The organism is Billgrantia antri (assembly GCF_017868935.1).
In the GTDB taxonomy this organism is placed as follows: Bacteria; Pseudomonadota; Gammaproteobacteria; order Pseudomonadales; family Halomonadaceae; genus Halomonas; species Halomonas antri.
Map to the genome: position 1 here is coordinate 398,605 of NZ_CP053383.1, position 17,374 is coordinate 415,978.

A 17,374-nucleotide genomic window follows, 5' to 3' on the forward strand; every position below is an offset into this window, starting at 1 on the left:
GCGCCGGGCAAGCAATAATCTGTTTTTTTATCCAGTAACTTGGGGTTTGCCCGGCATGGCCGACTTTCGTACCCATCTCAGTGCCGCCGTGGGTGGCGGTGTCCTGCTGGCCGTTGCCGGCTGGCAGGGCGGGCTCTGGACTCTGGGGGAGGCACTGCCGCTCGGTGCCTTGACCGCCTTCGGCGGCATCCTGCCCGACATCGACGCCGACCACTCCCATGCCGTGCGTCTGATCTTCAATACCATGGCCGTGATGGTGGTGGCAGTGGGCGTGCTCCTGCTCCATGCCCAGCTCGAGCCAGGGGCACTGCTGATGGTGTGCGGCGGGCTCTATATCGGGGTGCGTCTCGTGCTCAGTCCGATTTTCAAGCGTTTTTCCGTGCACCGCGGCATCTGGCATTCGCTGTTGGCCGCCGCGCTGTGCGGGCTGGCGACCAGCGTTGCCGGCTATCAGTGGCTAGGCCAGCCGGCCTGGCTTGCCTGGGCCCAAGGGGTGGCGCTGCTGCTGGGGTATTGCATCCACCTGCTGCTCGACGAACTCTACAGCGTGGATCTTACCGGTGCGCGGCTCAAGCGCTCCTTCGGCACCGCCCTCAAGCTGTTCGACTACCGCGAGCCAGGCAACTCGCTGCTCATGCTGCTGATTGCGGCAAGCCTGCTACCCTGGCTGCCATCATGGACGTCTCTGGAGGAGCTGTGGGCTCAGGGGATTACCTTGTGGCGGTAGTCCTCGGCTTTGAGGCCGTACTTGCGCAACTTGTCATAGAGCGTCTTGCGCGGCAGGCCAAGGTGCTCGCAGACGTCCGTGATACGTCCACGGTGGCTGACCAGTGACTGGCTGATCACGCTCTTCTCGAACAGCTCCACCTGCTGTGGCAGGGCAAGCTCGGCATTATCCACTTCGACACCTTCCAGCAGCACGTCGAGGCGATGGTCGAAGGCAGATCCCAGCAGTACGTATCGCTCGGCCAGGTTGCGCAGCTCGCGCACGTTGCCGGGCCAGTCATGCGCCATGAGGGTCGAGATACCGTTGGCGTCCAGCGGGGGGGCTTCCTGGCCGCTGCGGTTGGCGGCCACCACGGCAAAGTGCTGGAACAGCAGGGGGATGTCCTCGCGTCTCTCGCGCAGCGGTGGGATCGGCAGGGTGACGACGTTAAGTCGATAGTAGAGATCCTCGCGGAACTCCCCGGCCTCGGCGGCCAACTTGAGGTCAACCTTGGTCGCGGCGATCACGCGAATGTCCAGCGGCACGGCCTCGTTGGCGCCGAGGCGCTCGACGCAGCGTTCCTGCAGTACCCGTAGCAGCTTGACCTGCAGCGCCAGCGGCATGGATTCGATCTCGTCGAGGAACACGGTGCCGCCATTGGCGTATTCGAACTTGCCAATGCGCCGCTCCACGGCGCCGGTGAAGGCGCCTTTCTCATGACCGAACAGCTCCGACTCGATGATGCTCTCCGGTACCGCGCCGCAGTTGATGGCGACGAAGGCGTGTCCGCCACGTGGGCTGCGCTCGTGGATGGCGCGCGCCACCAGGTCCTTGCCGGTGCCGGTTTCACCGAACAGCAGCACGTCGGTTTCCACCTGGGCGATGCGCTGCACCATGGAAGCGAGGCGCTGAATGGCCGGGGTGCGGCCCACCAGGCGCGGGCCAGGCGCCGCCTGCTGCGCTTCCAGTTCGGCCTTAAGCTGACGATTTTCCAGACTCAGGCGGCGTTTTTCGGCGCCGCGGCGCACCATTTCGACCAGCCGCTCGCCGGCGAAGGGCTTTTCCAGAAAGTCCCAGGCCCCCTCGCGCATGGCTTCCACGGCGGTGGAGATGTCACCATGGCCGGTAATGAGGATCACCGGCAGGTCCGGGTCGCGCAGGCGTACTTCGCGCAGCAGGGCCATGCCATCCATGCCGGGCATGCGGATATCGCTGACGATCACCCCGGCAAAGTCGGGCGAGAGCGCTGCCAGAGCGCTCTCGGCACTGGCGTGGGGTTCCGGCAAATAGCCGGCCAGTTCCAGGGTCTGGCCGGCAGTGATACGCAGGTGGGGTTCGTCGTCGATGATCAGTACCGGAGTGGCTGCCGGATCATGCATGTGAGCGCTGCTCCTGGGTTGGCGATGTCGGTGAGGTGTCGGGACGCTCCTCACGGGGCAGGGTAATGGTGAAGCATGCGCCGGCGCCAGGCTGGTTGGTGGCCTCGATGCTGCCTCCAAGATCCTTGATGATGCGTGCCGAAATCGACAGGCCCAGGCCCAGGCCGCTGCCCGGCGACTTGGTGGTGAAGAAGGGCTCGAAGACCCGCGACAGGTGCGGCTCGGGTATCCCCGGGCCGGTATCGGTGACGCTGATCCGCACCTGGGCCGGTTCGACCTCGACGCCCAGGAGCAGCCTGGGTGTGGGCGACTCCGTCATGGCCTGCAGCGCATTGCCGATCAGGTTGACCAGTACCTGTTCGAGGCGCACCAGGTCGGCGCGTACCCAGACTTCGTTTTCCCAGCAGCGTACCACGTCGACATCATGCAAGCGGTTCTGGTAGAGCCGCAGCGCATAGTCGAAACAGGCCTGCACCGACACCGCCGTCAGTGAGCTGTCGCTCTTGCGTGAAAACTGACGCAACTGGGCACTGATCTCGGCCATGCGCTCGGTCAGCTCGACGACCTGAGCCAGGTTGGCATCCGCGGCCTCCAGGCGCTGTCGCTCGAGGAAGGCGCGTGCATTCTCGGCATAGGCGCGAATGGCGGCCAGGGGCTGGTTGAGCTCATGGTTGATGCCGGCCGCCAACTGACCGAGTACGGCGAGTTTGGCGGCCTGGATCAGCTCGTCGCGGGTCTGGCGAAGGTTCTCTTCGGCCCGTCGGCGCTCCTCGATCTCATCGGAGAGGCGGCGGTTGGTCTCCAGCAGGTCGCGGGTGCGATGTTCGACATTACGCTCCAGCTCGTCACGGGCGTGAGCCAGGGTCTGTCGCTCGCGTTCGGCGAACAGCTCCCTCTCCCGGCGCAGGCGCAGACGCTGCCAGCCGATACCGCCCGCCAGCGTCACCACACCGTAGAGTCCTCCGGCCAGCGCGGCCGCCAACCACTGCGCGCTGTAGACCGAATCCAGCGGCTTGAGGATGTGCATGTCCCAGCCGAACGCTTCCATATGGCGGGCCAGGCCAAGATAGCGACCGCCGCTCAGTGCTCCCTGAGTGAAGCGAACCAGTTCGCTGCCATCATCACGATGCGCAAAAATCTCGATGCCGGAGTGGGTCAAGGGTTCGTCGGCATAGCGGCGAGTGGCCAGCAGCGCTTGACGCTCCTCCTCGGAAAGCGGATGCAGCGCGGCCATGCGCAGCGAGGGATGGCTGGCCATGAAGATGATATCGTCCTCGTCGGTTACCATCAGCTCAGCATCCTGCTCGGCCCAGCTCGCTTCGATGGCGTCGAGCAGTACCTTGATCACCATCACTCCGCTGGGCCGAGCGTTGGGAGCGGTGTCGTCGAGCCACACCGGGGCAGAAAAATAGTAACCGCGTTCGAGCGACTGCACGCCCAGGCCGTAGAAACGGCCGCGCCTGCCCTCGATGGCATCCTGGTAATAGCTGCGGAACGCATAGTTCTGGCCAATGAAAGTGTCGGGCCGGTGCCAGTTGCTGGCCGCCACGGTGTTCGCGTTCGCATCCAGTAGATAGACGTCCGAGACGTCGGCCGTGGCGCGGAACTGGTCGAGCAGCAGGTTGAGCGGCATGGGGTTTTGCCGCTCACGGTTGAGCAGGAAGCGCTTCACCATCTCGCGCGAGGCGAGCAGCTGGGGCAGGTAGTCGTGACGTGTCAGGTGTCCTTCCAGCCCGGCAGCGGACAGGCGCAGCTCATTTTCGGCTTCTCTCACCAGAGTCAGCAGGGCCTGTTCGCGAGCGACCTGGGCTGCCTGCCACATGACTGCGAACAGGCCCAGTGGCAGTAACAGCAGAAGGAGCCGACGCAGGGACAGCGGCAGGCGGGGTGGGCGATGCGGGCCTTTCACCAGACGCTCCTTACAGCTGAATTTCAGGCAATGCCTGGGCGCGTCGCAGGGCGCGCTGAGCGCGGGTCTCGGCACGCTCCATCTCCAGCAGCTCCTCCTCGACGAACACCAAATGCTCATGGGAGCGCGCTCGTGCGTCCTCGGCCCGTCCCTCGAGGATGGCATCGAGCAAGGCACGGTGCTGCTTCATCAGCAGTGGCCGAGACTGCGGCTTCTCGAACAGGTGCGCCAGGTTGTCGACTATGCTTTTTTCCAACAGATGAAAGATACCGCGAATGGTATGCAGCAATAGAACGTTGTGTGCCGCTTCGGCAATGGCCAGGTGGAAGGCGGCGTCCGCCTTGGCTTCCAGCTCCGGATCGCGACCGGCAAAGCACGCTTCCAGCTCTTCGAAGCGTTTGATCAGCATGGCGCGATCGGCCGGGGTAGAGCGCAGGGCGGCATAATAGGCCGAAATGCCTTCCATGGCGTCACGGAACTCGAGCAGGTCCAGGTGGAACTCCTGATGCCTGGCCAGCATGTCGAGCAGCGGGTCGCTGTAACCGCTGTTGAGTTCGCGGGTGACGAAAGTGCCGCCGCCCTGACGGCTGGTGAGCAGGCCGCGAGTCGCCAATTTCTGAATGGCCTCGCGCAGCGAGGGGCGCGAAACGCCAAAGCGCTCGGCCAGCTCGCGCTCCGGCGGCAGCCGCTGGCCGGGCTTGAGACTGCCCTCGAGGATCATCGCCTCGAGACGTTCGGTGATGACGTCTGCCAGTCGCGGCTGGCGCACGTTTTGATAGGTCATGCGAATCTTCCTGAAAGAGTCGATGCTCGCCTAATTGGTCTTACCAATATTGACCTGAAACGTGCCATCTTGCAAATAGGTGAAGGGCATGCGGCCTTCAATCTTACTTGGCTGCAGTAGAAGCTAGGTGTTGATAGACGAAAGTCTATGCGAATCTGAAGGATATGGGGATGTCCGGCGTTGACACGGGGCGCGGTGAGTCCTAAGGTTCAACGATCTTTTTCGGTAAATTGGTTTTACCAATTATAATCAGACGGTGGGCAGCGGGACTGCCTGCCTGCGGGCCGACAGTGAGGGAGCCTCATGACGCCAGTCAAGCTGTACCCACCCAAGCCGGAGAAGGTCTACTTCTTCGGCACCTGCCTGATAGATCTCTTCTACCCTGACGCTGGCCTGGATGGTGTTCGCTTGCTGGAGCGCGAAGGCATCGAGGTGCTGTTTCCGCAGGACCAGACCTGCTGCGGCCAACCGGCCTATACGTCGGGCTATCACGATGAGGCTCGGGCCGTGGCGGCAGCACAACTCGCTCTCTTTCCCGAGCCTTGGCCGATCGTGGTGCCATCGGGATCGTGCGGCGGCATGATGCGTACCCACTATCCGCAGCTTTTCGTCGGTACCGAGCTTGAAGGGCATGCCAACGAGGTGGCGGGGCGAATCTATGAGTTGACCGAGTTTCTGGTGCACGTCTGCCACCTGCGGCTCGAGGATCGCGGTCAGCCGGAAAAGGTGGCCATGCATACCTCTTGCAGCGCCCGGCGCGAAATGGGGCTGGCCGATACCGGCCCCACGCTGCTCGCACGCATGGGGCAGGTCGAACTGGTAGAGCAGGCCCGTGCTGCCGAGTGCTGTGGCTTCGGCGGCACTTTCGCCGTGCGCCATCCCGAGGTTTCTGCAGCCATGGTCGAGGACAAGACCCAGGCGATCGAGGCCACGGGGGCGAAACGTTTCGTCACCTCGGACTGCGGTTGCCTGATGAACATCGCCGGGCGTTTCGAGCACCAGAAGAAGAGTGTCGAGGGTGAGCACATCGCCAGCTACCTGTGGCGGAGAACTTCATGAGCGCAGCGCAAGAGCCGGTGCAGACCTTTACCCCCCGCGAATTCCATCGTCAGGCCCACGATGCCCTGGGCAATCCTCAAATCCGTGCCAATTTTCGCAAGGCGATGGATGGCCTGATGGCCAAGCGGCGCGATGTGTTCAGCGACTGGGATCTCGAGACCCTGCGCGAACTGGGCGCCAACATTCGTCTACGGGCGCTTGCCAAGCTGCCCGACCTGCTCGAGCGGCTCGAGGCCAACTGCCGGGCCAATGGTATCCAGGTGCACTGGGCCGAGAGCGGCGACGAGGCATGCCGCATCATCCGCGAGATCTGCGAGCGCCACGAGGCCAAGTCGGTGATCAAGGGCAAGTCGATGGTTTCCGAGGAGATGCATCTCAATGCCCACCTGGAAGAGGCGGGCATCGAGGCGCTGGAGTCCGACCTCGGTGAATACCTGGTACAGCTCAACGAGCAGACGCCCTCGCACATCATCATGCCGGCGATCCATCTCAATACCGATGAGATCTCCGATATCATGCACACTAGGACCGGTACCGAGCGGACCCGTGACGTGGACTACATGACCGCCGCCGCGCGGGCCCAGCTGCGCGAGCGCTTCATGGCCGCCGACGTGGGGGTGTCGGGGGTCAACTTCGCCGTGGCCGAGACCGGTACCCTGTGTTTGGTGGAGAATGAAGGCAACGGCCGCATGACCACCGCCGTGCCGCCGGTGCACATCGCCGTGACCGGCATCGAGAAGGTGGTCGAGCACCTGCGCGACGTGCCGCCGCTCTACGCGCTGCTGACCCGTTCTGCCACCGGTCAGCACGTCACCACCTACTTCAACATGATAAGTTCGCCGAGAAAGCCCGGCGAGCATGATGGACCTGAGGAGGTCCATCTGGTGCTGGTCGATAGCGGCCGCTCCAATATCTACCAGGACGACGAACTGCTCGACACCCTGCGCTGCATCCGCTGTGGCGCCTGCATGAATCACTGCCCGGTCTATACCCGGGTGGGCGGCCACACATACGGCACCACCTACCCCGGCCCCATCGGCAGCATCCTGATGCCGCACATGATGGGGCTGGAGGCGACCAAGGACCTGCCCACCGCCTCGAGCCTGTGCGGTGCCTGCGGCGAGGTTTGCCCGGTGAAGATCCCGATTCCCGATCTGCTGGTACGCCTGCGCCGCGAGGCGGTGGGCGAGGGGCGCGGCAACGTGCCCGGTGCCGGCGTCAAGCGGACCAAGAAGGAAGCAGCGGCGTGGAAGGGCTTCCAGTGGCTGGCCACGCACCCCGGGGTCTGGCGCAGCAGCACGTTCATTGCCGGCAAGCTGCAGGCGCTGATGCCCTCGAAGCTGGGGCCGTGGACGGACTACCGCACCGCGCCCAGGCCGGCCAAGGTGTCGCTGCATGCCTTGGTTAAACAGCACAAGGCCAAGCATCTTCAGGCAGACAAAGCCGACGGGGAGGAACGCTCATGAGCGCCCGCGACAATATTCTCAGGCGCCTGCGTGAGCGCACCGATGGGCCGCTGGCGGCGCCGCAGAGCGACTTCGCCGTGGTCACCGGGCGTGGCTGGAGCCGGGAGGAGCGGCTGGCGCGCTTCGAGCGCTGGATCACCTCGGTCCACGGCGAAGTGATTCACACTACTCGGGCTGACTGGACCGCGACACTGGCCGAGGTGCTCGAGGCCAAGGGCATTCGCCGCCTGGCGCTGGGGCGGGAGCACCACGTCGCTGCCGAGGCGCGTGCCGCCCTGGCCGAAGGTGACGTCACCCTGATCGATGCCGATCGCGATATCGAGACCTGGCGACACGAGCAGTTCCACGACACCGATGCCGGCCTGACCTCCACGCGCGGTGCCATCGCCGAGACCGGCAGCCTGTGGCTGTGGCCGACTCCCGATGAACCGCGTCTGCTGAGCCTGGTACCGCCGATCCATATCGCCGTGCTCGATGCCGATACCATCGAAGACACCTTCTTCGATGTGGTCGAAGCCCATGGCTGGGCCACGAGCATGCCCACCAATGCGCTGTTGATCTCCGGCCCGAGCAAGACCGCGGACATCGAACAGACCCTGGCCTATGGCGTGCACGGTCCACGCGAGCTGGTCGTGCTGCTGCGCCACGCCGAGGAGCGCCCATGAGCGCTGCAACGAGGGCGCCAACTGTCGATGCCTGGCAGGAGCTCAAGCAGGAGCTGCTCGCGGTCATGCCCGCCGAGCGGCTGATCGACGATCCGCTGCGTACCCTGGCTTACGGCACCGACGCCAGCTTCTATCGGCTCATCCCCAAGCTGGTGGTTCGTCCCGCCGACGAGGATGAGCTGATGGCGGTGCTGGCCGGTTGTCGCAAGCGCGGCCTTCCGGTCACCTTTCGTGCTGCCGGTACCTCGCTCTCAGGGCAGGCGGTCACCGATTCGGTGCTGATTCAACTGCGCGAGGGCTGGCGTGGGCACGAGATCCTCGACAATGGCCGGGCGATCCTCCTGCAGCCCGGGGTCATCGGCGCACGGGCCAATCAGCTGCTTACCTCCTTCGGACGCAAGATCGGCCCCGACCCCGCCTCCATCAACAGCTGCATGGTGGGCGGCATCGCGGCTAACAACGCCTCTGGCATGTGCTGCGGTACGGCGCAGAACAGCTATCGCACGGTGCGCGACATGCGCGTGATCCTGGCCGACGGCACCCGCCTGGACACCGCCGACCCGGCCAGCCGCGAGGCATTCCGGCGCAGCCATGCCGAACTCGTCGAGGGGCTCGAGCAGCTCTCCGCCGAGACCCGGGCCAACGCGGCGCTGGCGGAGAGGATCCGCCACAAGTACCGACTCAAGAACACCACCGGCTATGCGCTCAACAGCCTTGTCGACTTCGACGACGGCATCGAGATCCTCAAGCACCTGATGATCGGCTCCGAGGGCACGCTCGGCTTCATCAGCACCATTACCTACGACACCGTCGTCGACGAACCGCACAAGGCCGCGGCGCTGGTCTTCCTGGCCGACATGGCCACCACTTGTCGCGCCACCATCGCGCTAAAGACGGCGCCGGTCTCAGCAGTGGAACTGATGGATCGCGCCGCGCTGCGCTCGGTGGAGAGCAAGCCGGGCATGCCGGAAGAGCTCAAGCGCTTGCCTGATGGGGCGGCAGCGCTGCTGATCGACGTGCGTGGCAACGACGAGGCGGAGCTCCAGGCGCGGCTCGAGGCGGTGCAGGCGATCTTCGAGGGCATTCATACCCTGGAGCCGGTGACCTTCACCCGCGAAAAGAGCATTTACGAACTCTACTGGAAGATCCGCAAGGGACTCTTTCCCGCCGTGGGTGCGGTGCGCGATACCGGCACCACGGTAATCATCGAGGATGTCGCCTTTCCCATCGAGCGCCTCGATGAGGGCGTGCTGGCGCTGACCGATACCTTCCATCGCCATGGCTATCCCGAGGCGATCCTGTTCGGCCACGCCCTGGAGGGCAACTTGCACTTCGTCTTCCCGCAGGGCTTCGAGAAACCCGGCGAGGTGGAACGCTATCAGGCATTGATGGACGAAGTGGCACAGCTGGTCGGTGTAGAGTACGGCGGCTCGCTCAAGGCCGAGCACGGTACCGGGCGCAACATGGCGCCCTACGTCGAACTGGAATGGGGCCCCGAGGCCTACGCGCTGATGTGGCGGATCAAGGCGCTGTTCGACCCCGAGAATCTGCTCAACCCCGACGTCATTCTCAGCCGCAACCCGACCCTGCACCTGGAGAACCTCAAGCCGTTGCCGGCAGCCGATCCCATCGTCGACAAATGCATAGAGTGCGGCTTCTGCGAGCACGTCTGTCCTTCGCGGGATCTCACGCTCACGCCGCGACAGCGCATCGTTGCTGCTCGCGAGATGGCCAGGCTCGAGGCGTTAGGCGAAAGCCTCGCACGCGAGGAGGCCGAACGGCTCGAGCGCTTGCGTATGGATTACCGCTATGCCGGTGATGAGACGTGCGCCGTCGACGGCCTATGCGCCACCCAGTGCCCGGTAGGGATCAATACCGGTGAGCTGGTTCGCGAGATGCGCCATGAGCGGCTGGCACCGCATGCCGACATGGCGCGCCGAGTGGGACGGCACTTCTCCGGCACCACGCGCGTGGCGCGAGGCATGCTCAACCTGGCGAGTACCGGGCGGGCCATGCTCGGCGAGCGAGGGCTTTCCAAGTTCAGCGGAGCCATTACCCAGGCGAGTGGTGGTCGCGTACCTCAATGGATACCTACTCTGCCCAAGGCGGCTCCGGTACGTGTGCTGGGCCGGGAGCGCGTCACTGACAGCGTGCGTGACAAAGTGGTCTACCTACCTTCTTGCGCTACTCGCGTGTTCGGGGCTTCCCATGGCGACAGTGAAAAGCGCTCGATCATGGAAATCACCCTTTCGCTGCTCGACAAGGCCGGCTTCGAGGTGGTCGTGCCCGAGATGACGGGCCACCTGTGCTGCGGCATGGCCTTCCAATCCAAGGGACAGTTCGAAGAGGCGACGCATAAGGCGCGTGAGCTCAACCGAGAGCTGCTGGTGGCCAGCCAGAACGGGCGTTACCCGATCCTCAGCGATACCAGCCCCTGCGTATTGCACATGCGGGGGCGGCTGGATGAGCGTCTTAGCGTACAGGAGCCGGTGTCCTTCGCTCACGATCATTTGCTGCCGCGCCTCGACGTGATTCCTCTCGATGAACGCGTGGCCGTGCACGTGACCTGTTCAAGCACGCATATGGGATTGGGCGAGCATATGGTGGCCCTGGCGCGGGCTTGTGCCCGTGAGGTCGTGGTGCCAGCCGAGATCACCTGCTGCGGCTTCGCCGGGGACAAGGGGCTGGTCACACCGGAGCTCAACGCTTCGGCCCTGAAGGGGCTCGCCGAGCAGGTAGGGCAGTGCGAGGCGGGGTACTCCAACTCTCGCACCTGTGAGATCGGGCTGTCACTGCATGGCGGCATCCCGTATCGTTCGATCCTGTCGCTGCTCGACCGAGCCAGTCGCGAGCGCGAGGAGGCGGCCGACACGGCCTGAAACATCCACAGCTGCTTGGCTCTCTGGGCGGCTGTGGATAAGCCTTGCACCGTGGTTCCGTTTTTTTCTGCGAAAGGCCTTGCGGGCTCTGCGAGGAATGCGTAAAGTACGTATCCGCTGCCGGCGACGGGCAACGTTGCAGGCGGTGGAAAGAGTGGTAAGTGGCTGTCTTGCTTTGGGTTTTTCGATTCGCTTCGTAAAATTCGCACTTGACGCCAGCGGCGGATTCGGTAGAATGCGCCTCACTCGAAAGCAAGTCCGCAAGCGGGCTTGCGGTCGCCGGCCCAGGCCGGTCTTCGATGCCAGGGTCATTTCGGTGACGGCCTCGAAGAGAGTTGACAAACTCCGGCGCTTCAGTAGAATACGCCTTCCTCGCAGGGCGCTGGCGAGGCCTCACGGCCCCGACAGCAAGCGAGACGCTCTTTAACAATCGATCAGGTAATTCATGTGGGCGCTTGTCGACGAGGTGGTGAGAAGTCACACCATTTCAAGGCAAGCGACTCGTCGAGACCTTCGGGTCTTTTGAGAAGCTTTGACCTTGAGCCGAGATTGGTCCGCTTTCGTCTTCGGACGAGCAAGGACTCGATGATTTTAAACTGAAGAGTTTGATCATGGCTCAGATTGAACGCTGGCGGCAGGCCTAACACATGCAAGTCGAGCGGCAGCACGGGGAGCTTGCTCCTTGGTGGCGAGCGGCGGACGGGTGAGTAATGCATAGGAATCTGCCCGGTAGTGGGGGATAACCTGGGGAAACCCAGGCTAATACCGCATACGTCCTACGGGAGAAAGCAGGGGCTCTTCGGACCTTGCGCTATCGGATGAGCCTATGTCGGATTAGCTGGTTGGTGAGGTAATGGCTCACCAAGGCGACGATCCGTAGCTGGTCTGAGAGGATGATCAGCCACATCGGGACTGAGACACGGCCCGAACTCCTACGGGAGGCAGCAGTGGGGAATATTGGACAATGGGGGCAACCCTGATCCAGCCATGCCGCGTGTGTGAAGAAGGCCCTCGGGTTGTAAAGCACTTTCAGTGGGGAAGAACGCCTGACGATTAATACCCGTCAGGGAAGACATCACCCACAGAAGAAGCACCGGCTAACTCCGTGCCAGCAGCCGCGGTAATACGGAGGGTGCAAGCGTTAATCGGAATTACTGGGCGTAAAGCGCGCGTAGGCGGCTTGATAAGCCGGTTGTGAAAGCCCCGGGCTCAACCTGGGAACGGCATCCGGAACTGTCAGGCTAGAGTGCAGGAGAGGAAGGTAGAATTCCCGGTGTAGCGGTGAAATGCGTAGAGATCGGGAGGAATACCAGTGGCGAAGGCGGCCTTCTGGACTGACACTGACGCTGAGGTGCGAAAGCGTGGGTAGCAAACAGGATTAGATACCCTGGTAGTCCACGCCGTAAACGATGTCGACTAGCCGTTGGGTCCTTCGCGGACTTTGTGGCGCAGTTAACGCGATAAGTCGACCGCCTGGGGAGTACGGCCGCAAGGTTAAAACTCAAATGAATTGACGGGGGCCCGCACAAGCGGTGGAGCATGTGGTTTAATTCGATGCAACGCGAAGAACCTTACCTACCCTTGACATCCTGCGAACCCTTCGGAGACGAAGGGGTGCCTTCGGGAACGCAGAGACAGGTGCTGCATGGCTGTCGTCAGCTCGTGTTGTGAAATGTTGGGTTAAGTCCCGTAACGAGCGCAACCCTTGTCCCTATTTGCCAGCGATTCGGTCGGGAACTCTAGGGAGACTGCCGGTGACAAACCGGAGGAAGGTGGGGACGACGTCAAGTCATCATGGCCCTTACGGGTAGGGCTACACACGTGCTACAATGGTCGGTACAAAGGGTTGCGAGCTCGCGAGGGCAAGCCAATCCCAGAAAGCCGATCTCAGTCCGGATCGGAGTCTGCAACTCGACTCCGTGAAGTCGGAATCGCTAGTAATCGTGAATCAGAATGTCACGGTGAATACGTTCCCGGGCCTTGTACACACCGCCCGTCACACCATGGGAGTGGACTGCACCAGAAGTGGTTAGCCTAACCTTCGGGAGGGCGATCACCACGGTGTGGTTCATGACTGGGGTGAAGTCGTAACAAGGTAGCCGTAGGGGAACCTGCGGCTGGATCACCTCCTTAAACGACGTATCACGCCTCGCGGCAAGTGCTCACAATGAATTACCTGATCGGCCAGAGCAAAGACTGTTTGGGTATGGACCCAGCGCGACCAATGGGTCTGTAGCTCAGTTGGTTAGAGCGCACCCCTGATAAGGGTGAGGTCGGCAGTTCAAATCTGCCCAGACCCACCATTCTCGAGCTTCGGCCGGGTCTGTCGCTCAGTTGGTGAGAGCGCACCCCCGGAAGTTCTGTAAAGAGAAGGGTGAGGTCGCCGGGTTTATTTCAAATCTGCCCAGACCCACCAATTTCGGCGGATACGGCGTTGCTTTGAACCTCGCATAGCAGGCTATGCGTCGGCCCAAAGCGCCTTGTCTCCGACGAAATTCATCGCAAGTCGCAACGCGGTGATCAGTGGGGCCATAGCTCAGCTGGGAGAGCGCCTGCCTTGCACGCAGGAGGTCAGCGGTTCGATCCCGCTTGGCTCCACCAAACTTCCCGATGCGTCGTTGAAAGGCTCCTCGCATAGCGAACTATGCGTCGTCACCTTTCGCCTAGCCTCGGATCGTTTGGCTTCGCCACTTCTCGCCACCCGCTTCCCACAGTCTTACCTGATCGGATCTGCAGTCATAAGCCATCGTCGCGTATCGCGATGTCGGGTTTATGACTGTCGATTGACAGTCTGCTCTTTAACAATGTGAATCATGCTGACAAGTTTTCTCCGCAAGGAGAAAGCGAAAGTGATACGTCTCAAGCGTATCCGGCAATTGTCGTACGTGATCGCAGACCAGACCCCTTCGGGTTATATGGTCAAGCGATTAAGCGCATACGGTGGATGCCTTGGCAGCCAGAGGCGATGAAGGACGTTGTAGCCTGCGATAAGGCTCGGTGAGGTGGCAAACAACCTGTGACCCGGGCATTTCCGAATGGGGAAACCCACCCAGCACAAGCTGGGTATCCCACACTGAATCCATAGGTGTTGGGAGGCGAACCGGGGGAACTGAAACATCTAAGTACCCCGAGGAAAAGAAATCAACCGAGATTCCCCCAGTAGCGGCGAGCGAACGGGGAGTAGCCCTTAAGCATGTGACTGGTTAGGCGAACGAGCTGGGAAGCTCGACCATAGGGGGTGATAGTCCCGTAGCCGAAAGCCTGAACATGTGAAATCGAGTAGGTCGGGGCACGTGAAACCTTGACTGAACATGGGGGGACCATCCTCCAAGGCTAAATACTCCTGGCTGACCGATAGTGAACCAGTACCGTGAGGGAAAGGCGAAAAGAACCCCGGAGAGGGGAGTGAAATAGATCCTGAAACCGTATGCGTACAAGCAGTGGGAGCAGACTCGTTCTGTGACCGCGTACCTTTTGTATAATGGGTCAGCGACTTATTTTCAGTGGCGAGCTTAACCGAATAGGGGAGGCGTAGGGAAACCGAGTCTTAACTGGGCGACCAGTCGCTGGAAATAGACCCGAAACCGGGCGATCTATCCATGAGCAGGTTGAAGGTTGAGTAACATCAACTGGAGGACCGAACCAGGATCTGTTGAAAAAGATTTGGATGACTTGTGGATCGGAGTGAAAGGCTAATCAAGCCCGGAGATAGCTGGTTCTCCTCGAAAGCTATTTAGGTAGCGCCTCACGTATCACCACCGGGGGTAGAGCACTGTTTCGGCTAGGGGGCCATCCCGGCTTACCAACCCGAGGCAAACTCCGAATACCGGTGAGTGCAAGCGTGGGAGACACACGGCGGGTGCTAACGTCCGTCGTGAAAAGGGAAACAACCCAGACCGTCAGCTAAGGTCCCGAAATCCTGGTTAAGTGGGAAACGATGTGGGAAGGCTCAGACAGCTAGGAGGTTGGCTTAGAAGCAGCCATCCTTTAAAGAAAGCGTAATAGCTCACTAGTCGAGTCGGCCTGCGCGGAAGATGTAACGGGGCTAAACCAGGTACCGAAGCTACGGGCTTGCCGAATGGCAAGCGGTAGAGGAGCGTCGTGTAAGCCGATGAAGGTGGATTGAGAAGTCTGCTGGAGGTATCACGAGTGCGAATGCTGACATGAGTAACGACAAGGGGAGTGAAAAACTCCCCCGCCGGAAGACCAAGGGTTTCTGTTCGACGCTAATCGGAGCAGAGTGAGTCGGCCCCTAAGGCGAGGCCGAAAGGCGTAGTCGATGGGAAACGGGTCAATATTCCCGTACCTCACTGTATTGCGATGGGGGGACGAAGAAGGCTAGGTGGGCCAGGCGTTGGTTGTCCTGGTGAAAGCCCGTAGGCTGGGGATTCAGGCAAATCCGGATCCCCAAGGCCGAGAGGCGAGACGAACACCCCACGGGGTGGAAGTCATCGATGCCACGCTTCCAGGAAAAGCCTCTAAGCTTCAGATACAGTGGGACCGTACCCCAAACCGACACAGGTGGTCAGGTAGAGAATACCCAGGCGCTTGAGAGAACTCGGGTGAAGGAACTAGGCAAAATGGTGCCGTAACTTCGGGAGAAGGCACGCCGCGTTAGTGTGAAGGCCCTCGCGGCCGGAGCACGAGGCGGTCGAAGATACCAGGTGGCTGCAACTGTTTATTAAAAACACAGCACTCTGCCAACGCGTAAGCGGACGTATAGGGTGTGACGCCTGCCCGGTGCCGGAAGGTTAAGTGATGGTGTTAGCCCTCGGGCGAAGCTCTTGATCGAAGCCCCGGTAAACGGCGGCCGTAACTATAACGGTCCTAAGGTAGCGAAATTCCTTGTCGGGTAAGTTCCGACCTGCACGAATGGCGTAATGATGGCCACGCTGTCTCCACCCGAGACTCAGTGAAATTGAAATCGCAGTGAAGATGCTGTGTACCCGCGGCTAGACGGAAAGACCCCGTGAACCTTTACTATAGCTTCACACTGGACGCTGATGTTGCTTGTGTAGGATAGCTGGGAGGCTAGGAACCCCGGACGCCAGTTCGGGCGGAGCCAACCTTGAAATACCAGCCTGGCATCATTGGCGTTCTAACTCAGGTCCGTGATCCGGATCGAGGACAGTGTGTGGTGGGTAGTTTGACTGGGGCGGTCTCCTCCCAAAGAGTAACGGAGGAGCACGAAGGTACCCTCAGCACGGTCGGAAATCGTGCATTGAGTGCAAGAGCATAAGGGTGCTTAACTGCGAGACAGACACGTCGAGCAGGTACGAAAGTAGGTTCTAGTGATCCGGTGGTTCTGTATGGAAGGGCCATCGCTCAACGGATAAAAGGTACTCCGGGGATAACAGGCTGATACCGCCCAAGAGTTCACATCGACGGCGGTGTTTGGCACCTCGATGTCGGCTCATCACATCCTGGGGCTGAAGTCGGTCCCAAGGGTATGGCTGTTCGCCATTTAAAGTGGTACGCGAGCTGGGTTTAGAACGTCGTGAGACAGTTCGGTCCCTATCTGCCGTGGGCGTTGGATGTTTGAGAAGAGCTGCTCCTAGTACGAGAGGACCGGAGTGGACGCACCTCTGGTGTTCCGGTTGTCACGCCAGTGGCATTGCCGGGTAGCTACGTGCGGACGGGATAACCGCTGAAGGCATCTAAGCGGGAAGCCCCCTTCAAGATGAGACATCCCCGAGGCCTCGAGCCTCCTGAAGGGCCCAGCGAGACCAGCTGGTTGATAGGTCGGGTGTGGAAGCGCTGCAAGGCGTTGAGCTAACCGATACTAATGGCCCGTGAGGCTTGACCATATAACCCCAAGGGGTCTGCGCATCGCGCACGATTGACGGATACGCCGCCTGAGCGAGAGCCGGGCAGAGACGATCGCGTCAGCATGATTCCAACCGTTTTCGCCTGACGACCATAGCGAGTGGGAACCACCTGATCCCATGCCGAACTCAGCAGTGAAACCGCTCAGCGCCGATGGTAGTGTGGGGTCTCCCCATGCGAGAGTAGGTCATCGTCAGGCATCTCTTCAGAAACCCCGGCCAACTGGTCGGGGTTTCGCTGTTTGGGGCCTCCCCTGGAGAGTGGCGGAGCGCCGCCCTCCGAACGACCCGAACATCGTCAGGCATCTCTTCCCAAACCCCAGCTTCGAAAGAGGCTGGGGTTTTTTCATGGGCGCCTGTCTGTGGTCGGTAGAGCGAAGAAGAGCCCGTTACACTGGTAAACAGGACCACACAGGATAGAGTGGAACAGAGGGTAGTACAGGGTTAGCGTATCGCTGAACGCCATCACCGACATGGAGCAAACTGAGTGAAGTCAATAAGACACGGAAAAGTCGCCTGGTTGCTGGTGGCAATCCTGATGGGCCTGCTGGGCTGCAGTGAGCCGGATCGTGAGGACACGACGGAACGTAATATCGACAAGGCTATGGACGAGACTCAAGAGCGCCTGGGAGAGGTAGGCGAAGAAATCGAGAAGGATATGGAGGAAGAGAGAAAGAGCAACGGATAGAGGAGGCGAGCCAC

9 protein-coding genes, 3 tRNA genes and 3 rRNA genes are annotated in these 17,374 nt (G+C 61.4%); 12 read left to right on the forward strand and 3 right to left on the reverse strand.

The genetic code is table 11. The annotated features are described in order from the left end of the window. The first annotated feature begins 55 nt into the window (after positions 1-55). A complete protein-coding gene (locus tag HNO53_RS01880; RefSeq protein ID WP_209475776.1) occupies positions 56-727 on the forward strand; it encodes a metal-dependent hydrolase in 672 nt (223 codons plus the stop codon). Here the strand turns inward: HNO53_RS01880 and HNO53_RS01885 are convergent. Genes HNO53_RS01885 through HNO53_RS01895 form a run of 3 tightly spaced genes read right to left on the reverse strand, consistent with a single transcriptional unit; the run spans position 703 to position 4,778 of the window. Next, the gene (locus tag HNO53_RS01885) at positions 703-2,085 is read right to left on the reverse strand and encodes a sigma-54-dependent transcriptional regulator (RefSeq protein WP_209475778.1); all 1,383 of its coding nucleotides are present in this window, start codon (positions 2,083-2,085) and stop codon (positions 703-705) included. The genes HNO53_RS01880 and HNO53_RS01885 overlap by 25 nt on opposite strands. Then, positions 2,078-3,994, reverse strand: a complete 1,917-nt coding sequence (locus HNO53_RS01890; protein WP_242597515.1) for a sensor histidine kinase — start codon at positions 3,992-3,994, stop codon at positions 2,078-2,080. Before HNO53_RS01890 ends, HNO53_RS01885 begins: the two co-directional genes overlap by 8 nt. A gap of 10 nt (positions 3,995-4,004) precedes the next feature. Beyond that, positions 4,005-4,778 carry a GntR family transcriptional regulator gene (locus HNO53_RS01895; RefSeq protein ID WP_209475782.1) on the reverse strand — a complete coding sequence of 258 codons (774 nt, stop codon included), beginning with the start codon at positions 4,776-4,778 and terminating at the stop codon, positions 4,005-4,007. 303 nt (positions 4,779-5,081) lie between these two features. On the opposite strand from HNO53_RS01895, the gene HNO53_RS01900 reads away from it, so the two are divergent. From HNO53_RS01900 to HNO53_RS01950, 11 genes are all read left to right on the forward strand, one after another. Then, positions 5,082-5,837: a (Fe-S)-binding protein gene (locus HNO53_RS01900; RefSeq protein WP_209475784.1), complete on the forward strand. Its 756-nt coding sequence runs from the start codon at positions 5,082-5,084 to the stop codon at positions 5,835-5,837. After that, positions 5,834-7,303, forward strand: a complete 1,470-nt coding sequence (locus tag HNO53_RS01905) for a LutB/LldF family L-lactate oxidation iron-sulfur protein (protein WP_209475786.1) — start codon at positions 5,834-5,836, stop codon at positions 7,301-7,303. The genes HNO53_RS01900 and HNO53_RS01905 overlap by 4 nt, the downstream gene beginning before the upstream one ends. After that, positions 7,300-7,968, forward strand: a complete 669-nt coding sequence (locus HNO53_RS01910) for a LutC/YkgG family protein (protein WP_209475788.1) — start codon at positions 7,300-7,302, stop codon at positions 7,966-7,968. The genes HNO53_RS01905 and HNO53_RS01910 overlap by 4 nt, the downstream gene beginning before the upstream one ends. Continuing rightward, positions 7,965-10,847 (forward strand): FAD-binding and (Fe-S)-binding domain-containing protein, encoded by a 2,883-nt coding sequence (locus HNO53_RS01915; RefSeq protein WP_209475790.1) that lies wholly within the window; start codon positions 7,965-7,967, stop codon positions 10,845-10,847. Before HNO53_RS01910 ends, HNO53_RS01915 begins: the two co-directional genes overlap by 4 nt. Before the next feature lie 593 nt (positions 10,848-11,440). Beyond that, positions 11,441-12,980 (forward strand): 16S ribosomal RNA (locus HNO53_RS01920). A gap of 93 nt (positions 12,981-13,073) precedes the next feature. Next, positions 13,074-13,150, forward strand: a tRNA-Ile gene (locus HNO53_RS01925). 16 nt (positions 13,151-13,166) lie between these two features. Continuing rightward, positions 13,167-13,263: transfer RNA gene (locus HNO53_RS01930), tRNA-OTHER, on the forward strand. Positions 13,264-13,372: 109 nt separating this feature from the next. Continuing rightward, positions 13,373-13,448: transfer RNA gene (locus tag HNO53_RS01935), tRNA-Ala, on the forward strand. Between the two features lie 316 nt (positions 13,449-13,764). Beyond that, positions 13,765-16,654 (forward strand): 23S ribosomal RNA (locus HNO53_RS01940). 102 nt (positions 16,655-16,756) lie between these two features. Continuing rightward, positions 16,757-16,872 (forward strand): 5S ribosomal RNA (rrf, locus tag HNO53_RS01945). Together the 16S, 23S and 5S rRNA genes with 3 tRNA genes alongside form the textbook arrangement of a ribosomal RNA operon. 287 nt (positions 16,873-17,159) lie before the next feature. Next, the gene (locus HNO53_RS01950; protein WP_209475792.1) at positions 17,160-17,360 is read left to right on the forward strand and encodes a hypothetical protein; all 201 of its coding nucleotides are present in this window, start codon (positions 17,160-17,162) and stop codon (positions 17,358-17,360) included. Positions 17,361-17,374 lie beyond the last annotated feature (14 nt).

Bases quoted from the DNA above. Each gene is read 5' to 3' on its own strand.
- HNO53_RS01885 (WP_209475778.1), bottom strand. From the start codon at position 2,085: ATGCATGATCCGGCAGCCACTCCGGTACTGATCATCGACGACGAACCC.
- HNO53_RS01910 (WP_209475788.1), top strand. From the start codon at position 7,300: ATGAGCGCCCGCGACAATATTCTCAGGCGCCTGCGTGAGCGCACCGAT.
- HNO53_RS01880 (WP_209475776.1), top strand. From the start codon at position 56: ATGGCCGACTTTCGTACCCATCTCAGTGCCGCCGTGGGTGGCGGTGTC.
- HNO53_RS01915 (WP_209475790.1), top strand. From the start codon at position 7,965: ATGAGCGCTGCAACGAGGGCGCCAACTGTCGATGCCTGGCAGGAGCTC.
- HNO53_RS01900 (WP_209475784.1), top strand. From the start codon at position 5,082: ATGACGCCAGTCAAGCTGTACCCACCCAAGCCGGAGAAGGTCTACTTC.
- HNO53_RS01895 (WP_209475782.1), bottom strand. From the start codon at position 4,778: ATGACCTATCAAAACGTGCGCCAGCCGCGACTGGCAGACGTCATCACC.
- HNO53_RS01905 (WP_209475786.1), top strand. From the start codon at position 5,834: ATGAGCGCAGCGCAAGAGCCGGTGCAGACCTTTACCCCCCGCGAATTC.